General features: G+C 57.2%; 16 protein-coding genes. 6 read left to right on the top strand and 10 right to left on the bottom strand.

Translation table 11 applies throughout. The annotated features are described in order from the left end of the window. Positions 1-11: 11 nt before the first annotated feature. Complete coding sequence (locus ACN08V_RS06685; RefSeq protein ID WP_419104975.1) at positions 12-1,514, bottom strand: hypothetical protein; 1,503 nt, start codon at positions 1,512-1,514, stop codon at positions 12-14. A 513-nt stretch (positions 1,515-2,027) separates the two neighbouring features. Here ACN08V_RS06685 and ACN08V_RS06680 point away from each other — a divergent pair. Beyond that, positions 2,028-3,089, top strand: a complete 1,062-nt coding sequence (locus tag ACN08V_RS06680; RefSeq protein ID WP_419100325.1) for a zinc-dependent alcohol dehydrogenase family protein — start codon at positions 2,028-2,030, stop codon at positions 3,087-3,089. 82 nt (positions 3,090-3,171) lie between these two features. On the opposite strand, the gene ACN08V_RS06675 is transcribed toward ACN08V_RS06680, so the two are convergent. The 5 genes from ACN08V_RS06675 to ACN08V_RS06655 are packed head-to-tail and all read right to left on the bottom strand — an operon-like array spanning position 3,172 to position 9,525. Continuing rightward, a complete protein-coding gene (locus ACN08V_RS06675; RefSeq protein WP_419104974.1) occupies positions 3,172-4,032 on the bottom strand; it encodes an anchored repeat-type ABC transporter permease subunit in 861 nt (286 codons plus the stop codon). Continuing rightward, positions 4,029-4,751 carry an anchored repeat-type ABC transporter ATP-binding subunit gene (locus ACN08V_RS06670; RefSeq protein WP_419100323.1) on the bottom strand — a complete coding sequence of 241 codons (723 nt, stop codon included), beginning with the start codon at positions 4,749-4,751 and terminating at the stop codon, positions 4,029-4,031. Before ACN08V_RS06670 ends, ACN08V_RS06675 begins: the two co-directional genes overlap by 4 nt. After that, positions 4,748-5,761 (bottom strand): choice-of-anchor M domain-containing protein, encoded by a 1,014-nt coding sequence (locus tag ACN08V_RS06665; RefSeq protein WP_419104973.1) that lies wholly within the window; start codon positions 5,759-5,761, stop codon positions 4,748-4,750. Before ACN08V_RS06665 ends, ACN08V_RS06670 begins: the two co-directional genes overlap by 4 nt. 43 nt (positions 5,762-5,804) lie before the next feature. Continuing rightward, positions 5,805-7,382 carry an anchored repeat ABC transporter, substrate-binding protein gene (locus tag ACN08V_RS06660; protein ID WP_419104972.1) on the bottom strand — a complete coding sequence of 526 codons (1,578 nt, stop codon included), beginning with the start codon at positions 7,380-7,382 and terminating at the stop codon, positions 5,805-5,807. Further along, positions 7,375-9,525: a TIGR03773 family transporter-associated surface protein gene (locus tag ACN08V_RS06655; protein WP_419104971.1), complete on the bottom strand. Its 2,151-nt coding sequence runs from the start codon at positions 9,523-9,525 to the stop codon at positions 7,375-7,377. Before ACN08V_RS06655 ends, ACN08V_RS06660 begins: the two co-directional genes overlap by 8 nt. A gap of 157 nt (positions 9,526-9,682) precedes the next feature. Between ACN08V_RS06655 and ACN08V_RS06650 the strand changes: the two genes are divergently transcribed. Both ACN08V_RS06650 and ACN08V_RS06645 read left to right on the top strand, forming a co-directional pair. After that, positions 9,683-12,508, top strand: a complete 2,826-nt coding sequence (locus ACN08V_RS06650; RefSeq protein ID WP_419104970.1) for a choice-of-anchor M domain-containing protein — start codon at positions 9,683-9,685, stop codon at positions 12,506-12,508. Between the two features lie 187 nt (positions 12,509-12,695). Beyond that, positions 12,696-13,931 carry an NRAMP family divalent metal transporter gene (locus ACN08V_RS06645; RefSeq protein WP_419104969.1) on the top strand — a complete coding sequence of 412 codons (1,236 nt, stop codon included), beginning with the start codon at positions 12,696-12,698 and terminating at the stop codon, positions 13,929-13,931. A gap of 119 nt (positions 13,932-14,050) precedes the next feature. Here the strand turns inward: ACN08V_RS06645 and ACN08V_RS06640 are convergent, their stop codons facing one another. Genes ACN08V_RS06640 through ACN08V_RS06630 form a run of 3 tightly spaced genes read right to left on the bottom strand, consistent with a single transcriptional unit; the run spans position 14,051 to position 18,201 of the window. After that, positions 14,051-14,743, bottom strand: coding sequence for a GntR family transcriptional regulator (locus ACN08V_RS06640; RefSeq protein ID WP_419104968.1), 693 nt, complete (start codon positions 14,741-14,743; stop codon positions 14,051-14,053). A gap of 21 nt (positions 14,744-14,764) precedes the next feature. After that, positions 14,765-16,519, bottom strand: a complete 1,755-nt coding sequence (locus ACN08V_RS06635) for an acetyl/propionyl/methylcrotonyl-CoA carboxylase subunit alpha (RefSeq protein WP_419104967.1) — start codon at positions 16,517-16,519, stop codon at positions 14,765-14,767. A gap of 8 nt (positions 16,520-16,527) precedes the next feature. Continuing rightward, positions 16,528-18,201, bottom strand: coding sequence for a carboxyltransferase domain-containing protein (locus tag ACN08V_RS06630; RefSeq protein WP_419104966.1), 1,674 nt, complete (start codon positions 18,199-18,201; stop codon positions 16,528-16,530). Between the two features lie 251 nt (positions 18,202-18,452). Here ACN08V_RS06630 and ACN08V_RS06625 point away from each other — a divergent pair, with 251 nt between their 5' ends. Continuing rightward, positions 18,453-19,349 (top strand): DUF559 domain-containing protein, encoded by an 897-nt coding sequence (locus ACN08V_RS06625; protein WP_419100314.1) that lies wholly within the window; start codon positions 18,453-18,455, stop codon positions 19,347-19,349. Positions 19,350-19,427: 78 nt separating this feature from the next. Here ACN08V_RS06625 and ACN08V_RS06620 read toward each other — a convergent pair whose 3' ends face one another. Further along, on the bottom strand, positions 19,428-20,189 hold the full coding sequence (locus ACN08V_RS06620) for a LamB/YcsF family protein (protein WP_419100313.1): 762 nt from the start codon (positions 20,187-20,189) through the stop codon (positions 19,428-19,430). A gap of 88 nt (positions 20,190-20,277) precedes the next feature. On the opposite strand from ACN08V_RS06620, the gene ACN08V_RS06615 reads away from it, so the two are divergent. Further along, positions 20,278-21,516: an MFS transporter gene (locus tag ACN08V_RS06615; protein WP_419100312.1), complete on the top strand. Its 1,239-nt coding sequence runs from the start codon at positions 20,278-20,280 to the stop codon at positions 21,514-21,516. 385 nt (positions 21,517-21,901) lie between these two features. Beyond that, positions 21,902-23,416, top strand: coding sequence for an efflux RND transporter periplasmic adaptor subunit (locus ACN08V_RS06610; RefSeq protein WP_419104965.1), 1,515 nt, complete (start codon positions 21,902-21,904; stop codon positions 23,414-23,416). Position 23,417: the final 1 nt, after the last annotated feature.

Below are 23,417 nucleotides of genomic sequence, written 5' to 3'. Positions count from 1 at the left end.
TGCGGAAAATCTTATTGAGGCACATACACAGACCAGCTACTGGCTAGGGGAGTCCGAACATCAATATAGAGTGGTTCCGCGGGGAGATCCACAGATATTTTGGTACTTGAGAGATCTGAGGCGAAGACCGTTTGTGACCGATAGTGCCCTGTTCCATCCGGACGGTAGAAAGTTATCGAGGCCTCCTCAAATCCCCAGCTCACCTGCACTTCTCGGTAAAACTCAAGTTTTGCCTCGGTTCCTCCAGACCAGAAGAAGACCCCTGCACCGTCTCCTCTTCTGCCGTAAAATGCATCTCCCGGTTTAATCTCAGGCGCTGCATCAAGAGGGTAGGCTTTGACCTGCCAGCTTTCCTGGTTTTGGGTCAAGACCTCCAGGCGGTTTACGGGATCTGAGGTCATATTGACAAGGTCATATACGGTTCCGTCGTGACCGAACTCTTTAGCGCGAATTGCCCCAGGCTCATCAAGGTCCTTATCGGGGTTGGTTACCGCAAATTTTTGAGCTTCGGAGAAATCAATAGCTTCCGGCCCGTATTTCGGGTATCGGTTTCTTCTTTTCGTATCTTCTGTGGGTGCGGTCGTATACGTCAGAATCATAGGATTCGTATTTTCAAGTGTAAAAATCTGCGATCTGTCTGACGCTGCGATTTCCTGGCCCCCATCGTGGAGGAACTTATACGGCTGAGCATTGAGTGCCCTGATTGGAGAAATAGCCTCATGGTTAAAGCCTATCCACCACTCGTAGCCTTGGCCGTCTACCGTAACAAACCACGGGGAAGACGGTATTTTAAAATCGGTGTCTTGGGCTGGTAAGGCGGAGGTAAAAACCTGCGTCGGCTGTATATCTTCTCTGCCGAGCTGATCGGGGACAGTAACACTAAAAGGGCTCAAAGATTGTGCAGATACTTCTGACTGTGGCGCGTATACAAGGTGCGCTCCTTGAATCTGCTGCAAAATAAAGGCCTGCTGCCCTGTTCCGGCTAGCTGACTGATGGAATCATACAAGGGGGCATCAGAAACCGGATGCACTGTAATCTTCCATTCCCCACGAGTGCTTACCTGAACCTTCTGACTGCTTTTGCTGACATTAGCATCTAGCCAGATTGATCCCTTCACCGGTTCCTCCTGCTTATTAGCTGAAGCGGTGACATTAATATACTGCTCCTGGCTCCCACCCAGAAAAGTTACCTCAGGGTCCTTGGTATCAGAGGGGATAATTTCATACTCAACCCAGGCAGGTTCAACTGGTCCATCGGGGCGGGAAAGATCGAGGAGAGCCTCACCGGTTCCTGATAACTCTTGAGTTGAGGTTATGGTGGGTGAGTTGCTACCTACCTCACTATAGTTTTGGTAGAGAGTGTGGGCTGGCCAAGTGGCCGTATTAGAGAAATCAACTGTCTTATTGTGACCGTTCCAGAAGCTGAGGGTGTCGAGGGCTTGAACGTACTCAGGAGAAAGGATCTCGTCAACACCATTACCCAAAGTTGCAAAAGCGACTACAGCTGTACTCAAGGTTATGGAGCCAGCCGTAATGATAGAGGAGTAGGCTCCGAAGCGCCTAGATTTTTGTTGCTTCCGGGGTGTGGAACCGTAGTCTGGTAGGTTTTTGTTACGCTCGCTTGAGCGAGACTGGTCAACGCTTGGAACCCACAGCTGCCAGCCGGGAGGAACGGTACCCCATGAAGGGTGAGGCTCCCAGCCCTCCGGCGGCACCCAGCCTTCGGGGAATCGTGGCCAGTTGGGTGGAGGGTTAAACCGTGACAACGTAAATACCGGGCCTTTCGATAAGACTAATTCCCTCATTCTCCCATGAACTTGCGCGGTTTAAATTTTATTGTATCGCCATCTTATATAGCTATTTATAGTGCGCCCTACCTTGTGAATGGGCGTCAATCTTCTCTTGAGTGTTCTTTGGGTGAAGACCTCCTTAACGGAGCCGTGTTTTTTGAAGGCCCCGAAACCTTACCCGTATGATGGTGATTGGGAGCACATTCCTACCCCCCATAAATATTCAAAGGAGAACCCATGAAAGCCCTCGTCTACCACGGCCCCGGCAAGCGCAGCTGGGAAGAAGTACCCGACCCCACCATCATTGAACCTACTGACGTCATCGCACGAGTAGATACCACCACCATCTGCGGAACCGACCTGCACATTCTCAAAGGCGACGTACCCGCCGTCGAGCCCGGTCGAATCCTAGGCCACGAAGCTGTAGGAACCATCACCGAGGTCGGCTCCGCCGTCACAGAGCTCAAAGTCGGGGACCGCGTTATCATCCCCGCCGTCACCAACTGCGGCAAGTGCTCCTACTGCAAGAAGGGCCAGTACTCCCACTGCCAGACCGTGGGCGGTATCGGCTGGATCTTTGGGCACCTGATTGATGGCACTCAGGCTGAGTATGTCCGCGTACCCTACGCAGAGACCTCCCTCTACCGGGTTCCCGAAGGCTTGGCCGATGACCAAGTACTCTTCCTGACCGATGCCCTGCCCACCGGTTTTGAAATTGGAATCCTCAACGGCAACACCAAGCCCGGTGACACCGTGGCTGTTGTTGGTGCTGGTCCTGTTGGTCTGGGCGCGATCATGACCGCTAACCTGGCCGGTGCCGGTACCGTTATTACCGTGGACATGGATGAAAACCGTATGGACACCGCCCTAGAACTGGGGGCAACCCATAAGGTTAATGCTTCAGAGCCCGATGCTGTCGAAAAAATCAAGGCTCTATCCCCAGATGGCCTAGGCGTGGACGTTGCTGTTGAAGCCGTGGGTGTACCCGCAACCTTTAAAACCTGCACCGAAATCGTACGGCCCTATGGAACAATCGCTAACGCCGGCGTCCACGGTAAGGCTGTGGAACTACCCATCCAGGACATGTGGATCTCCAACGTCTGCATCAACATGGGCCTGGTTAACTGCAATACCGTGGAAAACCTGCTCAACATGGTGCGCTCAGGTCGCCTGAACGCTAAGGCTATGGCCACCCATTACTTCACCTTTGACCAGTTCGAAGAAGCCTACGACCTCTTTGCTCATGCTGCGGAGAACAAGGCCGTCAAGGTTGTCATCTCCCGTGAAGCCTTGAAATAACAGTTCACCGGGTGTCTGTAGCTCATGGCTACCCCGCGGAGAAAGCGGGGTAGCCATCTCCATACCGGTCACAGGCTAAGGGTCAGCCCGTCATGAGCGCTGGCCCTTTTAGTTTTCCTTTCAAGGCGCTGACAGCAGAGCTCACCAAAAACCCTGCAATCATGGTCAGTACAATCACGCCTCCGGTTGGCAGGTTAAAAGCCCAAGAGAAGTAAAGCCCGGTAGCTGATGTCAGCACGCCAAAGAGCGGCGCAAAAACCATCATGCGCCCCAGCGTTCGGCAGACCAGTCGAGCGCTGGCCGCAGGGATTACTAGCAGAGCTAGAACCAAGACATTGCCCAGGATCTGCAAGGAAATAACTACAGATACCGTTACCACCACATAGAGCAAGACATCGAGGGCCAGGACAGGCAGGCCTGCTGCCCGCGCGCTCTCCTTATCGAGAGATACCGTCACAATCTCCTGATGAAAAACACCTAGGACCAGTATGAGCGTAGCTGCAATACCGGCTGCTTGAGCAACATCTGACCCTGAAATACCTACGATTGAACCAAAGAGAAAATCCTGAACCGATCCTGAATACCCCGGTGCCAGCGAAATAAGCGTGATACCTAAAGCAAATGAACCGGCAAAGAAGATACCGATGACCGAGTCCTCTTTAAGCTTTTGATTCTGGCTAAAAAGCGCGACCATTATTGCGGTAATAACCCCAGCTAGCAGGCCCCCCAGAGCTAAAGAGCCTCCCATCACAAAGGCAATAGCTAGGCCGGGAAAGACAGAGTGCGCCACTGCATCACCAATAAAAACCATGCCGCGCATGACCACATGGCAACCAACAATTCCGGTTACCACCGAGGCGATAACCACTGCGGCCAAGGCGCGAGTTAAAAAGGCTAAGTTTGGATTAAAAAGATCTTGGACAAACTCAAAGGGGCTAATCATGCTGGGCTCACTCTGTCGTGATGGAGGAAGGTATAGAGTTCTTCTACACTGTGCTGGGAGGCGGGAGCATCAAGAACGAGACACCGCTGAAGCCCAATAATGCGTGAGCAGTAGGCGCGGGCTGCCACCATGTCATGAGTGGACATGAGAATAGCCAACCCGCTGGCGGCTAGTTCTTGATAGAGACGGTTGAGACAGGTCTGGGTGGGGGCATCAATCCCTGTAAAAGGTTCATCCAGTAAAAGTAATTGCGGATCGGATGCTAACGCTCGTGCTAGCAGAACACGTTGCTTTTGCCCGCCTGAGAGTTCACCAATAACCCGGTTCCTCAAAGGAGTCAGTTCAGTCCGATCTAATGCCGAGTAGACAGCCCGCCAGTCAGATGTGCCTGCCCTACGGAACCAACCTATAGCTTTGGTGCGACCGCTGAGTACAGCTTGCTCAACGGTGATGGGGAAGTCCCACTGGAAGAGATGCTTTTGGGGCACATAACCAATCTGGGTGCGGGCTGTGATGGGGGGTTTCCCGAGTACCTGGATACTGCCACAGTGGATTGGTACCAAACCTAAAATTGAGCGCAGGAGGGTGGTCTTGCCCGCACCGTTAGCGCCGATAAGACCCACAAATTCACCGGCTTCCAGATCCAGGTTAAGACCTTCTAAGACCGGTTGCTGAGGGTAGCCTGCGGTGAGGTTGCGGATGGATAGAGGGAGAGTCATGATCGCTCCCCAGAGTTCTCACTGAGGGCCCTTGAACGGGCACCTACAGAGCGCCGGAGCAGGTAGAGTGAGCCAGCAAGCAGGAAGAGCACCAGCATCCCTATGCCGGTAAGGAGCGCTGGGGAAAGAGCCTGCTGTGGGCTGACAGAGCTATCTTCTCTAGGGGTCTTACTAGCCTGAGCCGGTACAGTTGAGGGCGCTGCTAGGTCGGTGCCCGAATCTTTATGCTGGTCTTTTGTGCTGAGGACTCTCGCCCCAGAGAATACCTGTTCTGTCTCTACCTCGGAGCCAATTGCAAAGAGTAGATGGGCGGTATCGCTAACCTGCCTTCCATCTGATAGTTCAGCGTGCGCCCGCACCGTAAGGTAGTAGGCACCGGGGCGGGTAAAAACCCAATTGGCGTGAACATGAGTATTCGGTTCCACAAAAATATCTTGAGGTCCTGCACTGTTTGAGTCCCAGAGGACCTCGGGAGCGGCAAAATTACCGTTCTCAAGGTAGAGGAAAAAATCTCCAGGGCCCTCAACTTTTTCCAGGGTGAGGGTGACCCCGCGCCCAAGCTCTTCCACAACCTGCGGGTTCTGAGTATTCCAGCCGGGCCACACTACCCCAGCCGCTTCGGTTTGGGGGATGACATAGACCTGCTCACCCGGTGGAGCATGGACAAAAGAATAGCGGGGATCATCGGGTACAGCCATGAGAGAAGTGTCATTGCCACGAAGCACCACCTCTGCCGGATCACGCCAGACAGGTGAGAGACCGGAATCATCGCGAAACATGAGTTCCCAAGAACCGTCAAATAAAGTAGGGCCTAAGTCGATATGACCTTCCGAAATTTCGTGTTGGCCTGTCACGGTGGGTTCATCGGACGAAAGGGTCTGTTCTAGTGCGCGCTCCTGTGCGCTCCTGTTATCTTCTGTGGCAAAGGAGGTTGATCCTAGAGGTGTGCCTGGCAGGAGGAGAAAAGTAGTAAGAGTGAGCGCTGTAGCGAGACGAGATATACGGTTCATAACTGTCCTCGGTAGGGGTGCAGGTGGGCTGGTGGTGCAAGGCTCAGGATCTAGCGGAGCACTGAGCAATTGTGTGTGCGTTTTTTAACATCATGTGGCTGTAGGTCGGGGCGGCAGAGTCTATGGTGTCGGAGTAGAGTTCACATACTTTTACCCCTAGCTCTTCACTGACCTGTTGGAGTACCGGCGTCCTTGTAAGGTTTTTGTGTTCTGTATAAAGGGCCGGTACTCCTAAGTCGGTGATAGTGCGGCGGAGACGTTCTCGTTGCTGGATACTGGGTTCTACCCCCGGGCCGGCAGAGACATACCCAGTTACGGTGAGGCCGTAGGTTGAGGCAAGATAACGGTAGCCGTCGTGGGTGGTCACCAAGTTAGTTTGGCTACTGTTAAGCCCTCCGTAGATTGCTGTGAGTTCCTGGTGGGTGGAGGAGAGCTCTTCGAGAAGAGCATGGGCATTAGCTCGGTAGGTGGAGGCACCGCTTGGATCTGCTGTGCTGAGGGTGTCTCGCATCAACTCAACAGCTGCCATGGCGTTAGGTACTGAATGCCAGATATGGGGGTCTATCTCACCGTGAACATGCTTGCCGAGTACAGCCTGGGCCAGCAGGTACACCTTGGTCCCCGGCTTGCCAAGAAAACGGTACTGGCTGCCAGCGGGTACTTCTTGCAAAGTGCGTGAAGGTACCGCGATAACAGTGGTTGCCGGATCATGGTTCTCTATCTGGCCATCTGAATCTGTGCGTATTGTTAGGGTTCCGGTGGCCAGATCAGCATTCAGGTCGGCATGGCCATTATTGAGTACGGTCACGGGGCTACCTGTCTGTTCTTGAAGTTGCTGAGCTAACTCCTGGGGGTCAACCCCCACCGCAAAATGAATAGTGGTGGCAGGTACTTCTTTGAGGCCGGTGAGGCTTTCCCCCTGGGCTGTGTGGGCGCTGGCTTCAAGATCAAGCTCATATATACCAGGTTCTGCATATGACCATGACAGGTGGGTGTGGGCCTGCAAGGGGAGGGTGGTCTCCAACTGCCGGTTCTCGTCGGATGCCTCCATATGGGTTGAGTCTGCCACCATTTCTACCGACCCAAAGGTGCCGGTAATAAAAGCAGCTAACTGCCCGGGACCCTGAGCGCGACTTGCCCGGAAGGCGACAGACGCATCTCTTGCCAGGTCTAGATCCTTAGGTGATCCTGATGTGCGTAGCCCCAGCCAGATGGAATCCAGCGAAGCATCTTCTACCAGAGGCAGCAGGGTCCCACCGTAGCTTTCAATTTTTTCCGCTACAGCTACCGAAGTGGCTCCTGCAGGCAGGTTGGCATCTATAGTACGGACGAGTTTCTGCTGCTCAAGAAGCAGGCCATTGGTAAAAGCTACATCTGCGTAGGCTATATCGCGCACGTTCCTCAAGGAGGGCTCATAGGTATGGGGGTCAGCCCCCGCCGGAATCAGTGAAGTAACCTGGGCCCTATCGCCGGCCACGGCTCTAGCCAAGTCAGCCATAATGGGCGTTGAAGTTACTATATGGAACCCTTTTTGCTGCCCAGCATCCCCAGCGCTGCATCCTGCCACTAAGGGCAGGAGCAGAGCTAGGATGCTAGCTACCACAGGGTAGGACCTATTCATGGGTGCTGACCCGGCGGGCTGAACGGCGTTTGATCAGCAGTAGCAAGGTGCCCAAGGTTACGGTTGTAAGCCCACCCGCTAGCAAGCTCTTGGCTGTGGAGCCGGTGTAGGCTAACTCCCCGCGGGCAGATTTTCGCTGTGCGCTCGCTAGCTGTTCGGCGCTTAGATCACAGTTTTCGCCCTGAGCGGTCTTGCCTACAATGCGTACCTTGGTTCCATCGGGGCGGGTGACGATAGCTGTCTCATTCTTGATGGCCTCTGAGCTCTTATTCTGCTCTGTCTTCTGATCGGCTTGCTGCTCTGGTTTCTGATCTGCACTCTGTGAGGTATCACCTACTTCAAAGCGTAAGGTGCCGGAGGCTGTTGCCCTCTGCCCATTTTTGAGTGGTACTGACCAGGTGAGGGTGGCGGTATACACACCCTCTTCTGTAAAGATCCAGTTACCGTGCTGGTGGGTGTTGAGTGGCACCGAATATGTGTCCCCCACCTTGTTGAAGACGGTGGTTCCCGCGGCCCCGAAGTTGCCCGAGAGGAAGACTGATAGTTGTCCAGGTCCTTGGAGCTCACTGAGCCTTAGCTCCACGGGGCCGGCGGCCTGGGCGACGAGCTCAGGGTCTTGGGTGTTCCAACCTAGCCAGGGAACATGGGGTTCTTGGGTGGCACCGATTAGGTAAATTTCACTGCCTGCTGGGGCGATATGTTCCATCCCGGCAGGTAAGGAGGTCTTGGCATCTTGACCAAGGATAAAGGTCAGAGCGGCGGGTTCTTTCCAGCGGGCAGGGGAGGTGCGGTCATCTTTGACGCGGGCAGAGAGGCTACCTGACTTTAAGACCGGCCCAAAATCGAAATGCCCGCTTGAAACGCGGTCGGCCTTAGTGTTCACAGCTCGCATCACACTAAGAGCTGGCTTCTGGGGTGAGGTAGAAGAGGCCCTAGCTTGTGCAGAGGTTGGCCTACCCTTGGATGCTACTGCTGTATGAACCTGCTCCTCAGTGGCATAGCACTGGGGCGCGATCGTGGCCTGTTGCCTGTCAGCTCTAGTTCCTTGCTCCTGAGCGCTTGGCTGGGAATGGGATGTTTGTGCAGGGGAGGGCTGGGCGGCCGGGTTGGCCTGCTGGGAGACTGTAGCTTCCTCGTCAACGCGCTCTTGGGTTTGGGGTGCCGGGTGGGGTGCCGGGGGATCGGCAAGATCCTTCTCCATGCTTTGTGGGCTGGCTGCCGGGAGCCTGCTAGCTTCTTTCTGGCCGGCGGTGGTGCTTGCTTGCTCACCAGTTTCAGACTGAGGTGGAGCGGCGGCAGCTACAGGGGGTTCAACTGCAGCGGGTTCAGCTACCTGCTTGGTGGGCTCTGGGGTTGCCGGCTGTGAGGGGTCAGGTTTTCTTGGAGTGCTGTGGTCCTTGGCATCTTCCCCTTCGGGATTTGCTGAAAGTTCTCCTACGACAAAGGTGTATGTCTGTTCTGCAGAAACAGGGCTACCGTCTGGGTAGGAGCCGCTGGCCCGGAAGGTTAGTTGGTAGGTTCCGGGGGTGGTAAAGGCCCAATTGGCATGAACATGGGAGCCGACAGCTTGCTGGTGGGCAGCTAGCCTCTGCTGGGAGCTAAATATTCGGGTGGTTCCAGTGAGTGATGACTGGAAGACCTCTACAGCACCATTTTCAGGGGTCCGCGCCTGGATAAGTTCAAGGTTGAGCTTATCCCCTGAGAGCTGCCCGGGGCGGATATCTTCAGTGTTCCACCCGGGCCAGAGGACACCTTTGACCTGGGTTTGGGGGGCTAGCCAGATAGTTTCACCCGGTTTTCCAAGAAAGTCGAACCCCTCAGGGATGGGTAAGCGCGTCTCTTCTCTATCTTCAAGGTTAAAAACTGTCCTTGCAGGGTCGAGCCTACTTCTGGGGGCCTGGGGGAGGTCTGCGTAGGTAAACATATCAAGGCCGTCCTGGCCTAGAGCTAGGGCCAGGGCATCCGTATGTTCAGTGTGCAGGACGGTCTTCGATGCTTGGTTTATGTCTTGTCCCTGGATGGAAGATGAGCTGTTGATTTCTAGGGGGGAAGGTTGATCCTGGGCAAGTGCTGGGGCGAGAGGGCTCAGGCTGAGGGCAAGAGCCAGGGCGGTTACAGAGAGGGGGCTTTGAGGGCGGTACATGGGTGTGCTTTCTATTTGCCTAAGTATGGGACGGATGGGTTCTGAGGGGAAATCATTTGATTTTTATCAGAAGTCAGTTTATCTTTAATGATAATCATTCTCAAATAAGGGTGGGTTGTTGATACACCCTCCCGGCAAGCGACACAGAAAATACACCGTGATAGTCAAGAAACATACACCTCGCAAGAGCCTTTCTAAGGCCCGTCTTCTGACCCTGTCCTCACTCGTGCTGGCCTCTCTTGTGGCAGGCTCGCTCCCGGCTACAGCCGGGCCTGATGACGGAAAAATTATTACAAGTCGGGCACACATTGATGCCCCCAAGACAGCCTGGATCGATAACCATTTTGTGCTCCGTAATGAAGCCCCTGCTCAAGGGGATAAAGAGGGCCCCTATAGCGCTGATGAAAGCATCATCTGGTTAGGCAAGGGCTGGTCAGAAATGACAGGTAGGAGCCAGTACACCTTTACCGTCGATGAATCGGCAGAGCAGAGCTTTTTGGGTAAGCCAGGCGATACTCTCTACATGGCACCGGGCCTGCCGGAGGGGAACCATGACCCTGCTTGGGTTGGTTTTGGTGCAGAGACTGATATCCCCGTAGAGGACTTTAGAGATGGAACTTTCGCCCTGGATATCATGGATGTTAACGGCCCGGGCGAAATGGAACTCTTCCGCTACCACCATCAGTGGGATCCATCTGCTCTCAGGCGTATGATGAGCTCCAAAACTCCCGGCCTTAATTCGTCCTTGCTTCGCCCCGGTAGCCATACCCACAACGCAACCACCTTTACGACCGCTGGTCGCTATGAGGTGACTTATCGGACCGTTGCCCGTGGCCTTGAGGGCCAGCTAATTCAATCAGAACCCACCAAAATTATTTGGCAGGTCGGAGGCCGATCCCCCCAGCCGGGAGATGGCATCCCCCAGGGTCTCAGCACCCTCGAACGCTACCAGCAGGCTCCAGAAGGCAAGCTGGCAGATATGGACTACAGGCTCAGCATTCGCCCCTACAGGGAAGGCCAACGCTCCGGCGATCAGAACCTCACCCATATTGCTTTTGAGGCTGATAACAGCTCTCTTGAAGGGACTTTAACGCTTTTTAACAACGGATACTTTTTGACGGATTTGCCGGTTTCGCAGGGTAGGGCCAGCTGGGATGAGCTTCTGGGGAGCACACCTGGGCAGCTACAGGCTGTCTTTACCCCAAGTAGTGAGCATGATCAGGCGGCGCGCTGGATCTCTCAGCCTCTTGACTACGCCCCCGGTGTAGAAGCCTCCAGAGATTCCTCGGAAGGAGAAGGGAGCTGGCCGCAAGAGCACAGGGACCCAGATAACTTCACGATGACCGGTGAACTTTACCGACCCAGTAGCGGGGACTTTACCCTTACCCTTGAGCCTACAGAGCGGGAGGGGTACAGCAAGCTGATAGTGCAAGCGAAAGACCCCAACTTCCGAGGCTTCCTAGCTGGTGGTTTTAAGGAGGCTGACAGCCAATACTATGACTCCACTTTTGAGGGGCATTTTGTCAACGGTATCGCTGAATACGTTTACCAAGATAGCTGGTTCTATGATGGGGAAAGTGTTATTGCTCAAATTATCCCCCACCCCGATATGCAGGCTCAGGCAGCAAGTATTCAGGTAACAGACTCCTATGCCCAGGGGAAGAGCTATCAGGCTCAAGGAAGTATTACCCTGCTTGATGAGCCAGACCCGGTAGAACCTCAAGACCCGGCACCCCCGGCTGACCCTGCGCCGGCTGATCCTGCGCCGGCTGATCCTGCGCCGGCTGATCCTGCGCCGGCTGATCCTGCGCCGGCTGACCCTGCCCCCGAGACCCCAGCTTCAGCCCCACAATGTTCCATAGAACCCTACAAGGGAAGGTACATCCTGACAGAGGGCCATGTAGATATTAAGGCTCAGCTCGGAGAGCAGGGACTCAAGACATTCTTAAAAGATGAAACCCGACAGATCTCCCGTCAGGCAACTGAGCGATCACTTGATGAGGTCGTCTTTGCCGTAGGTAACCAGGCAAGAAATCTACGTCAAGGACCGCTCACAGCCCCGGAGCTAGATTTTCTGGGTAAAGCTGGAGACTCCTTCTATGGCCTACCCCAAAATCAAGAGCCGGGCATCATCTGGCCAGGGTGGAATACACAAGATATTGACTACTCACGTCTTGAAGGCCCGGTTGAGCTACACCTGAACCCGGTTCACAAACCGGACGGTAGCAACTTCGCTATCTATCAAGAGTCCCCCTTTACCGGGGTGAACCTACTTGCGGATTCCCGTAAAGGTGATTATCTCATCCCGGTAGACTTCCCCACCCACGTACACGCTCACTGGGTGTTCACGGCCCCCGGCATCTATGAATTTGAGGCCTACTACAGTGCCAGAACCCTTGACGGTGAGCAGAAAGCATCCCAACCCCAAAAGCTTGTATTCCTTGTAGGGGATCAGGCTATTGAGGACTGCCAGCAGGATGGAAAGCCGGGCGAAACTGGCACGGACCCGGCTCCTTCTGAGGGAGCTACCGCACCAGCCCCGTCTCCAGATCCCTCAGCTCCGTCTTCTGACCCCTCAGCCCAAACCCCAGAGCAGGGAAGCGAAACCAAAACCCTGCAAGGCCCCGCGGACAAGGGGGAAGGCCCCAGCGGTAAAACCCAAGGAGCTAGCGGACCCGAAAGCCCCAGCCCCAAGGAGGAAAGTCACCATAAATTCCACCAGCTAGAGACCAGTGGCACTATGAATCAGCAACCAACCAGCACGTCCCCCGCAGCCCCAAGCGAACCCGGGAAGACACAGTTGCTGGCCCCTCATAAGGAGCAGGAACCGGCTCAGCAAGCTCAAGAAGGGGGAGCTCAGCTTCCACCATCCTTAGCATCCACAGGCGTATCAGCAGTGGGGCTCCTGGTGGGTCTTGCCGCCCTGGCCCTGCTCACAGGAGCAGTATGCCGAAGCTACCGCAAGACTAAACCCTCAAGATAAAACCAGAGCATGTAGCCACCCCTGAGCAGGGGTGGCTACACGCTAAGAAACAGACCGCCCGGCAGCTCCGGGTCCAGGCTTTCGCAGCTTTCTCCCACGCCAATAAGCAGTCATTCTGTAATCTATGTCTATAAACCGAGCACTCATGCCCTCCCTTACCGGGGCATGACAACCTCCAAGGAGAGACATGGCAGATGCACAAGCCCTGATCACTGACCAAGAGCAAGCCGCCAAGGGCCGCCGCACCGCCCTACTCGGCTCACTCTTTCTCATGGCCACCAGCGCCATCGGCCCCGGCTTCATCACCCAAACCGGGCAATTCACCTACACAATGGGCGCGGCTTTTGCCTTTGCCATCCTGATCTCAGTTCTGATCGATGTCGCCGTTCAGCTCAACGTCTGGCGCGTCATCGGTGTCTCCGGACGCAAAGCCCAAGAACTGGCTAACTCCCTGATCCCCGGCCTGGGCAGCTTCCTAGCTATCCTGGTAGCCCTGGGTGGCTTCGTCTTTAACGTGGGCAACGTAGCAGGTGGCGGCCTGGGCATGAACTCCATGCTCGGCATGGACGCCACCACCGGCGGCATCCTCACCGCCGTCCTCGCTATCGGTGTCTTCCTCTCCAAGCGGGCAGGTATGGCCCTGGACCGTATCGTGGTTATTCTGGGTGCCATCATGATCCTGGCAACCCTCTACGTTGCCGCTGTCTCCAACCCGCCCGTAGGGGACGCCCTCAAAAACACCGTACTGCCCGAACAGGTTGACTTCACCGTCATCACCACCCTGGTCGGCGGCACCGTAGGCGGCTACATCACCTACGCCGGTGCCCACCGTATGCTGGAGGCCGGAATCCACGGCGCAGAACACGTCAAAGACATCTCCCGCTCATCGGTCACCGGCATCATCATCACCGGTGTGATGCGCTTCCTGCTCTTCCTCGCCATCCTGGGTGTCGTCGCCACCGGCGTTGCCATGGACACCGAAAAATCTATTGCCGCCCAAGCCTTCGGCATCGCGGCAGGCGAAATAGGCACCCGCATCTTCGGCCTAATTCTCTGGGGAGCCGCTATCTCATCGGTCATCGGTGCGGCCTTCACCTCCGTGTCCTTCGTGACCAGCTCTAAGACCTCCGTCACCGTCAAGAACGCGCTGACCATCGGTTTTATCGTTATTTCAACCGTCGTCTTTATCATTGCCGGTAAAGCACCCTCCACCCTGCTGATTGTGGCCGGTGCCGTCAACGGTCTGATTCTGCCCCTTGGTTTTGGTGTGATCCTCTTTGTGGCAACCTTCCGTGCCAAGACCCTGCTAGACGGCTACAAGTACCCCATCTGGCTGATTGTGATTGGCTGGGCCTCCTGGCTCCTGACCATCTACCTGGGCTTCAACTCACTCAGCGGTATCGCCAAGCTCTGGGCCGGCTAAAACCAACCCGCTCAAAAAGCACCGTGCCTGTCAGCGCTCAACTAGCCGACAGGCACGGTGCTTTTGTGTTAAAAAGGCTGATTGAGTTAAACCCTGTAGCACTGCTTTGGCACAAGCCCTTAGAGTACAGGCTCCTGCAAAAAACGGTCACGCGAAAGATCCAAATAGGCCCGCAAAGCCCGATGCGCCGCCTCCCGTTGCCCACCCTCAACCAGGGCAAGCAACTCGGCGTTCTTCTCGATAAAAGGCGCATGAAAACCCATATCGTGTGACAACTCAAAGAAAATTAGCCGCATCTCCGCCAAAATACGGGACATAGCCCGATTCAGCCGCTGCGACCGGGCCGAAGCCACCAGAGCACGGTGGAAATCCTGGTTAGCGCTCGCCATTTGGGGCACCTGCCCCCGGGCCTGGGCGGTACGGGCCCGGTCAATAGCTGCACGGGCATCACTGTTCTCCCCAAGCGGGGCGAGGCCAATCGCGGCGGACTCAACAGCCCACCGCTCAATAAAGAGCTCCCGCACCTGCTCAGCATCCGGCTGAATCACGAAGACTCCCCGGTAGGGGATCCTCTGCACCAGGTTCTCAGCTTCAAGCTCAGTAAAAGCCTGGCGCAGGGTATTGCGGGAAACATCGAGCAGGGCGGCTAGCTGTTCTTCGACCAACTGGGTGCCGGGGGTCAGCGCAGCGGCATCCATAGCGGAACGCAAAGCAGAAGCCGCCCACTGGGGAGCCTGCATATCGGCGGGCCGATGGGTCGCTAGGGTACTCAGCTCCGGGGTAAAGGCGGCATCAAGGGATTGGGAAGTCACAGCACTATCCTACGGGTGCCCCTAGTCAAAACGGATGAGAGCAGAACCCGCGCTGACACGCTCACCAGGCTCAGCCAGTAGCTCAGCCACGGTTCCCGCAGACTCCGCCAGCACCGGAACCTCGGTTTTCATGGCCTCCAGCAGAGCTACCTGGGTGCCTGCCCCCACACGGTCTCCTAGCTGCACGGTAAAGCGCAAAAGCGACCCGCTCATAGGTGCAAGAACCTGACCGGGCCCTTCTACCTCGGCTGTACCTGCCGGTGCCCCTGCGCTCCCCAGGGACGCAAAAACAGAATCGGGTAGGCCCACCCGGTGCGGAGTACCGTCGATCTCCAGGGTAAAACGGGTGACCCCGCTCCCCGGAAAGGTCCTAGCACCCACCGGCAGCAGGGGCTGGTGGTAGGCTACATCTGGCTCACCGCTACCCTCTGCCAGGAAGACGTCCTCAATCCAGGTGGTGTAGACCCCAAATTCGCCGCCCTCGGCGGTAAAAGCCGGCGCTTCTAAGACCTGCCGATCAAAGGGAAGCACGGTAGCCACCCCAGAAATCTCAAGCTGACGCAGGGCAAACCGCGCCCGCCGTAGCGCCTGCTCGCGGGTAGCACCAGAAACAATGAGCTTAGCCAGCATAGAATCAAAATCCCCGCTGACTACAGAACCCGGGCGCACACCGGCGTCCCAGCGGATACCGGGACCAGAGGGCAAGCTGATGGACTCGATTCTGCCAGCGGCAGGTAGAAACCCCCGGGCCGGGTCCTCCGCGTTGATACGGAATTCAAAAGCATGCCCGTGTGCTACAGGGGTTTGGGTCATGAGCAGAGGCTCCCCGGCGGCCACCGACAGTTGGAGAGCCACCAGGTCTAGGCCGGTGACCTCCTCGGTCACGGGGTGCTCCACCTGAATACGGGTATTGACCTCAAGGAAGGAAATAGTGCCGTCCTGGGCCACCATAAACTCAGCTGTACCCACACCCACATAGCCCGCCGCCCGGAAGATATCGGCAGAAGCCCGCTCAATAGCGGCCCGCTGGTCATCGGTCAGGAAGGGGGCCGGGGCCTCCTCAATAAGTTTCTGGTTGCGCCGCTGTAGGGAACAATCGCGGGTGCCCACTACCAGGACGTTGCCCTGGAAGTCAGCAACCACCTGCGCCTCAAGGTGGCGGGGCCTCTCCAAAAAGCGCTCAATAAAGCACTCCCCATTGCCAAAAGTGGCCTGGGCTTCGCGTGTTGCAGAGGTGAAAGCCTCTTCAACCTCATCCAGGTGCCGCACGATACGCATACCGCGCCCGCCGCCACCGTGCGCCGCCTTAATGATGGAAGGCAGGCCGTTCTCCTGCGCAAAGGCACGGGCTTCTGCCGCGCTGGCTACTGGCCCGTCTGACCCCGGAGCCAAAGGCGCACCCACCGACAGCGCCAGCTCACGGGCCTTGACCTTATCGCCCAGAGCTTCAATAGTCTCGGGGGCCGGGCCAATCCAGGTGAGGCCAGCGTCAATGACCGCACGGGCAAAATCAGCGTTCTCAGCCAAGAAACCGTAGCCGGGGTGAACATCGGTGGCCCCAGAAATACGGGCAATCTGTAGAACCTTATGCATATCCAGATAGGTTTCAGCCGGTGTCGACCCCTCTAGGGCGTAGGCCTCATCAGCCAAAGCCGTGTGCAGAGCTTCGGCATCGGAATCTGCGTAGATAGCCACAGAAGCGATCCCCTGCTGCGCGCAGGTGCCAATGATACGGACGGCAATCTCGCCGCGGTTAGCAATCAAAACTTTACGCATTGTAGAACTCACTTCTGTGGGGTCAGATGGTCAAAGGGAACGAGGCAGAATTGGAGTTTAGTGCCGGGAGGGGCCTGGGCTATCAGGCGCAGGTCATCGGGATGAACCGTTGCAATCACCGGGTAGCCGCCAGTAACCGGGTGATCGGCCAGGAAGATAACAGGCTCCCCGCTGGGGGGAACCTGCATAGCTCCCGCCACCATGCCCTCACTCGGTAACTCCTTGTCGCTGAGACGGGCCAGGACCTCGGTGGGTTCTGGCCTTTCACCGCCACCCTCAGACTCGGATAGCACCAGGCGGGCACCGATACGGTCGCTGGATTGCGAAATCTCCCAGATTGCCTCTGTGAAACGGGTCAGCGATTCCGGGGTGAACCAGTCCTGGCGGGGCCCCGGCACCGCACGAATCGTTAATATCTGCTCGCCGGGTAGAGGGAGCGGGGGAACGGGGTTGCCCACTAGCGCTGAACTTTCTGCTGCTAGGGCCAGTAGGTCACCGGGGGCTAGGGGCTCCGGGCCCAGGCCAGCTAGGGTATCGCGGGAAGAACTTGTCGCCTGCTGGGGCGCCGCAAAACCCCCACGCACAGCCAGGTAGGTGCGCAGGCCGCGTTCGGTAGCCCCTAGAGTCAGAGTTTGCCCCGGTTTGAGGGCAAAGGGGCGGTAGGAGGTGACAGCTAGCGGTTCCTCCTGGGCAGGGCTTTCTGCATCTACCGGGTTATCTTCGCTGATCCGCGCAGGAACCTGCGCTCCGGTAAGGGCAAGAACCACATCGCGGTGGGCCGTAAGGGCCAGCCCACCGGCAAGATTCTCCAGGACGGTTGCCTGCAACTGGTTACCTACCAGCCGGTTAGCTTCTGCAGCGGCGGCGCGGTCCACCGGCCCTGATGGGGAAACACCCCAGTGGCTCAGGCCGCTGCGGCCGGCATCCTGAAAAAGGGTAAGCATACCGGGGGAGCGCACCTTCAAGCCCGCAGCCAGCTCGCTAAGTGCAGGCTTACCCGGGTGCTCTTCTGCTGGGGACCTACCGGCTACCGTAATCAGTTCCCGGACCGCCTCAAACTGGACCTGCATACCCGGCTCCAAAAGCGCCGGAGGGTTCTGCGCTAAGTTCCATAGGGGCGCATTAGTGTGCCCGATTAACTGCCAGCCACCCGGCGAAGAGCGCGGGTAGATACCCGAAAAATCACCGGCCAACCCCACCGAACCCGCCGGGACGCAGGTGCGCGGTCTGGCACGGCGGGGAACATCCAGCACCTTATCGTTCCGGTGTAAGTAGAAGAAGCCGGGAGCAAAACCCGCGAAGGCCACCGACCAGCGGCCCGTGGTGTGGGTGTAGATAAGAGCCTGCTCGCTCATACCCAGGTGGGCGGCAAGATCGGCCAGGTCCTGGCCGTCATAGATCACGGGAATGGTGACCGTGCGACCGTGGGCGCGCACATGACCGATTACCGGCGGCAGGTCGGGAGCGGCCAGAAAGGCGGCGGTGTAGTCGTAAGTGCTAAAGCGAACTAGGACGGTGCGGGCGGCCGGAATCAGCTCAGTTTGGCCTGCGGCGGGGTACCTGCTGAGGTGCAGGTGCAGGTACAGGGCATTTTCGAGGGTGCGGCAGTCCACCAGGGCTGCGAGGGCGCCAAAGGGCTTGACCGTGTAGATGTCTGCGCCGTCGTGTGGGCGGTGAATCATGGGCACCCCTTTACGTCCGTCAAAACCGTAGATTGTTCAACAATTCTGGCAGGTGTGGCGCTGCCCACGCAAGGCCAGCTACCCATGCGGTACCTAATACGGAGTGAACGCGGCGTAAACCTTCCAAATGCCGTTCAAAGAACACGCAGATGAAGGTTTGCGCCGCACAAGCTACTGCACCAGGGCAGACTTATCCACAGTTTCCTCCAGACCCCTTGTCAAGGCACATCTTCTGAACAATTTTGGGTCCTATGGAAGACCTCTTTACCACCATCAAAACATCGGCTGAGCTACGGCATCAAGGCGTAAGCTCCGCCGCAATTACACGAAAAAGTAAAAACGGCGAGCTCATCAAAATATGCTTCAACGCCTATGTTGAAGCCAACCAATGGAAAACATGGGATGCCACTCGCCGTTGCTTGGCTCGTCATGTGGGTTTTCTCAAAACTCATCGAGGATATGTGCTGAGCCATGTTTCAGCGGCACTTTGGTGGCGGGCACCTACCCTAGATCTGCCCCTAAAAGTTTGGGTAAGCCACCCTCACCCGTCAGCCAAGGTTGCAGGGAATGTGCATTTGAGCCGTAACCGTTTGCAGGTATGTGAGCAAGCTGTTTTCCGGTCAGGTGCTTTTGTCACAACCCCTCTGCAAACAGCTCTGGACTGTGCGCGGGTGCTCCCGTGCCCCGATGCTCTGTGCATCATTGATGATCTGCTTCACCGCGATCTTGTGCAGGAAGGGGAACTATCTCAAGCTCTGAAAACTTTGGAGGGGAGGGGTGCTCTGAGAGCTCGAGAGATCGCTAAATATATGAGCGCGAAAGCCGAATCACCTGCGGAGTCCTTAGCCCGTTACTGGATTCTGCTCTGGGGTTTTACTGCCCCTGTAGAGCAGGCTCAGCTCTGGGTTAAGGGGAATGTATATAGACCGGATTTTCTGTGGGAGGATACCAGGGTGATTCTGGAGGTAGATGGAATGGTCAAATACTCAGGAACCTATGGGAGCCCCGTTGAGGTCATTCAGAAAGAGCGCCGTCGTCAGCACCATTTGGAGCTGCTGGGGTATACGGTTATCCGAGTCCAGTGGGAGGATGTTGCCCGTAACCCCGAGAATCTGCGGGCAAAGCTAGTGCGGGCCGGTGTGCGCTGATGGCTCGTGAACGCGGCGCAAACCTTCCAAATGCCGTTCAAAGAACACGCAGATGAAGGTTTGCGCCGCACTTGAGGCTTAGACGAAGGCCTCGATACGGACCCCGGCCCCTTCCAGGGCGGCCCGTACCTGCTGGGCAATAGCCACAGCCCCAGGGGTGTCCCCGTGGACGCAGATGCTGGCGGCATCCAGGGTCACGCGTGAGCCGTCCACAGCGATCACCTCACCGTCAACGGCCATACGGACCACACGCTCAGCAACCACCTCGGGGTCATGGATGACCGCACCCGGTTCCCTCCGGGACACCAAGCTGCCTTCGGGTGTGTAGCCCCGGTCGGCAAAAGCCTCATAGAAGACAGGTAGGCCCAAGGCGCGGGCGGCGCTCGCTACCGCAGAACCGGGCAGACAGAGGATAGGCAGGTCTCCCAGCTCGTGCAGGGCAGTGGCAACCGCCTGTGCTTGTGCTGTGTGGTGAACGATGGCGTTATAGAGGCCCCCGTGCGGCTTGCAGTAGCTCACCTGTGCGCCCTCCACCTGCGCGATAGCTTGGAGCGCCCCCACCTGGTAGATGACGGCATCGGTGAGTTCGGTGGCGGTCATATCCATAAACCGGCGGCCAAAGCCAGCCAGGTCGGGGTAGGAAACGTGAGCCCCAATGGTTACCCCTTTCTGGTGGGCGGCTCGGACGGTGGAGCGGGCTACGCTGGGGTCGCCCGCGTGGAAACCGCAGGCGATATTGGCAGAGGAGACGGTCTGCATCATTGCAGTGTCATCGCCCATGACCCAGGAGCCAAAAGACTCCCCGCAGTCAGAATTGAGGTCAATGGAAAGAGCAGTCATACTCCTAGCCTACCTGGCACACAAGCTACCTCTTTTATCACCGGGGCGTAGGGGCTAGAATTGCTCTGGTCTCTACCAAGGAGTGCACATGAAACAGACTGCCGACCCCCGCCGGGTCACCCTTTACACCTGGATCATCTCGGTCGGTGGTTTCCTCTTCGGATATGACACCGGCATTATCAACGGTGCCCTGCCCTTCCTCCAGCAGGATTTCACTCTGTCCCCGGCGGCTGAAGGGTTGGCTACCTCCGCCTTGACGCTGGGCGCGGCGTTTGGTGCGCTGACTGCGGGCCAGCTGATTGACCGGTTCGGCCGCCGCCGTATTTTGCTGGTGCTGGCGGTTGTTTTTGCGGCTGGTTCCTTGGGGCTGACATCTGCCCCCAACCTGGCGGTGTTCATCGCTTTCCGTGTATTGGTGGGCTTGGCTGTCGGTGCGGCCTCAGCGGTGGTTCCTATCTACCTGGCAGAGATTTCCCCCGTTAACCGGCGCGGGGCTATCGTTACCCGTAACCAGTTCATGATTGTTTTCGGCCAGCTTGCTGCCTACGTTATGAACGCCGTACTGGGTAATCTCTTTGCCCAGAACGTCATGATTTGGCGGGTCATGTTCGCTATCTCCGTGGTCCCTGCCCTAGTGCTTTTCCTGGGTATGCTCCTAGTTCCCGAGTCGCCCGGCTATAGGAAGTCTACGGCTACCGCCCGGGGGGTACTTGGCCAGCTCTGGCAAGAACCGGCCCTGCGTACCACCCTGCTTCTGGCCTGCGCTATCGGTATCGTCCAGCAGGCAACCGGCGTGAACGCCCTGATGTACTACGGCACCCAGGTACTCCGCGAAGCCGGGTTCTCTACCGATGCCGCCCTGACCGCCAACATCTCTAACGGTGTTCTTTCTGTCATTGGTGCGGCGGTGGGGCTCTGGTTCGTGGGCCGCTTCCCCCGCCGCCTCGTCCTCACCCTGGGTCTGGCAGGCACCACGGTGTCTCTGATGCTGCTGGCCTTGACCTCTCAGTTCCTTGATGCCTCTGCCCGCCCCTGGGCTACCCTGCTGATCTCGATTATTTTCCTTGTTTTCCAGCAGGGGGCGGTGTCCCCTGTAACCTGGGTGCTTATGAGCGAACTCTTCCCGGGCCGAGTGCGCGGTGCCGGTATGGGTGTTGCCACCTTTGTCTCCTGGATGGCGAACTTCTGCGTCTCCCTCTTCTTCCCCCAGATGGTTGCTGCCCTGGGGCTGGGGGCAACTTTTGCGGTCTTTGCGGTCATCGGTGTGGGGCTGATTGCCTTTACCCGCCGCGCTGTGCCCGAAACCGCCGGAAGAACTATGGACTAGCGACCGCTCCAAAACCCACATCCTACCTACAGGCATGGCAGGGTTAGGGCATAGACTGCTGGGCCGTACTGGTACTAAGAGTAGTTGTCGGGCGGAGATAAGCGAAGAACTCCAGATGTGTGTACCTATTGCCTTAGAAAAATGTGTTTCATTCTGCAAAGGGCGCTAGCCGTGAGGGGGCAAGGAGTGCGTGTTGAGGGCGGGCCGGAAAGAGCCCGCCCTTTTCTATGCCCTCAGCCGGAGCTCGGTGGGCGTCTCACGTCATAAATCATTCTGCGGGATGATTTATGGGTTTCTGAGTATCCACTCGGTGTTTTCTGGGTAGGTGGAATCTACACTAAAAGATAGATACACCACATTTACCCCCGCTCAGAAGGGTCAGACGATGGACACTCCTACCCTGCCAATGGATCAGCCTCCCGCCCCTCCGGTTCCCGCCCACCGGCCACGCAAGAAAAAGAAGATGTCTACTCTCACCAAGGTCCTCATCGCTATCGCAGCCGGTGTCGTGGCCCTCATCCTGGTTGGGGTTCTCGTCTTCAGCAGTCTTTTCGGTGCTAGCTCGACAGCCTCCGGCGGAGCCATCCCCGCCACCGACTACATGATTCTGAGCAAAGAAGGGGTCAGCAACAAAGTTCGTGTGGAGGGCACAATCCAGCCCGGTGAAATCCGTAGCGTCACCACCCACCTGACCTCACCCATCAGCGCCGTCAACGTGGCTGTGGGCGACCGGGTTGAGATGGGCCAGACCCTAGCCACCATTGATACCTCGACTCTGCAAGGGGAACTAGACACCCAGCGCGTTCAGCTTGAAGGAGCGGTCACCACCGCCCAGACGGCGCTTAAGGCAGCACAAACCGCCTACGACCAGCACAACCAGGGCATCAACAACGGTACCAACCCCGAAATCCTTGCTGCACTCGCCGCCCAGCGCACTGCGGCTGAGCAGCTCACCCAGGCTAATAACAGCCTGGCGACTGCTCGGGCACTACGCGACCAAGCAGCCGCCGAAGGTGCTGACCTGACCGCTCTAAACGCCGATCTCGCAGCCGCCGAGTCAGCCCAGCGCTTGGCCGCTGGCGCAAAGTCCGACGCGGATTCCGGTGTTAGCACTGCCCGTAACGCCGCCTCAACCCAGCTTGCAACCCTCGAAGCGGAACTGGGTAACGCCCGGACCTCCCTAACCAGCGCCGAAAGGGCCCGCGACCAGGCACTTACCTCCTTGCAAGAAGACATTGATGGCGCAACCATCACCTCGCCCATTAACGGTGTAGTCATGACCGTTGCTAAGCCCGGTGCCCCCGCAACCGGCCCCGTAGTCACTATCGGCGACGATTCAAAACTGACCATTACCTCAAGTGTGCGCGAATCTGACCTCCCCAAGGTCAAAGAAGGCAACAAGGTCACTTTCACTGCAGGCTCAAGTGGCACCAAAGAATACACCGGAACTGTTACCTCGGTAGCCTCTATTGCGGACTCAGCCCAGCAGGCCGGTAGCGAAGCCGCAGGCACTGCCGTAAGCGGTGTGGGTACCGGCAGTAGCCCCACCTTCACCGTCACTATCGAGGTCACCGGCGACCGCGAGGGCCTCTACCTGGGCTCCAGCGTCAAGGCCAACATCATTACCGCCGAGGAAACTGATTCTCTGGCTGTACCCGTAGACGCCGTGTACACCAATGACCTGGGGGCCAAGAGTGTCGTGGTAGCTGTACCCCAGGACGGCGGGAACTACGTCCTTGAAGAACGCACTGTAGAAACCGGCCTTGCCAACGACATCGATATTGCTATCACCGGCGGTGAGCTGGCCGAAGGGGATATGGTTCTGACCTATGGTGAGAACTACCGCTACCGTGTGGGCGAGACAGTGACTTTGGACGCCGGCGTGAGCTACGGCTGGTAAA

This window comes from Rothia sp. P5766, assembly GCF_048513555.1.
In the GTDB taxonomy this organism is placed as follows: Bacteria; Actinomycetota; Actinomycetes; order Actinomycetales; family Micrococcaceae; genus Rothia.
The sequence above is the reverse complement of the archived record's forward strand: the minus strand, read 5'-3'. Positions and strand labels throughout refer to the sequence as shown.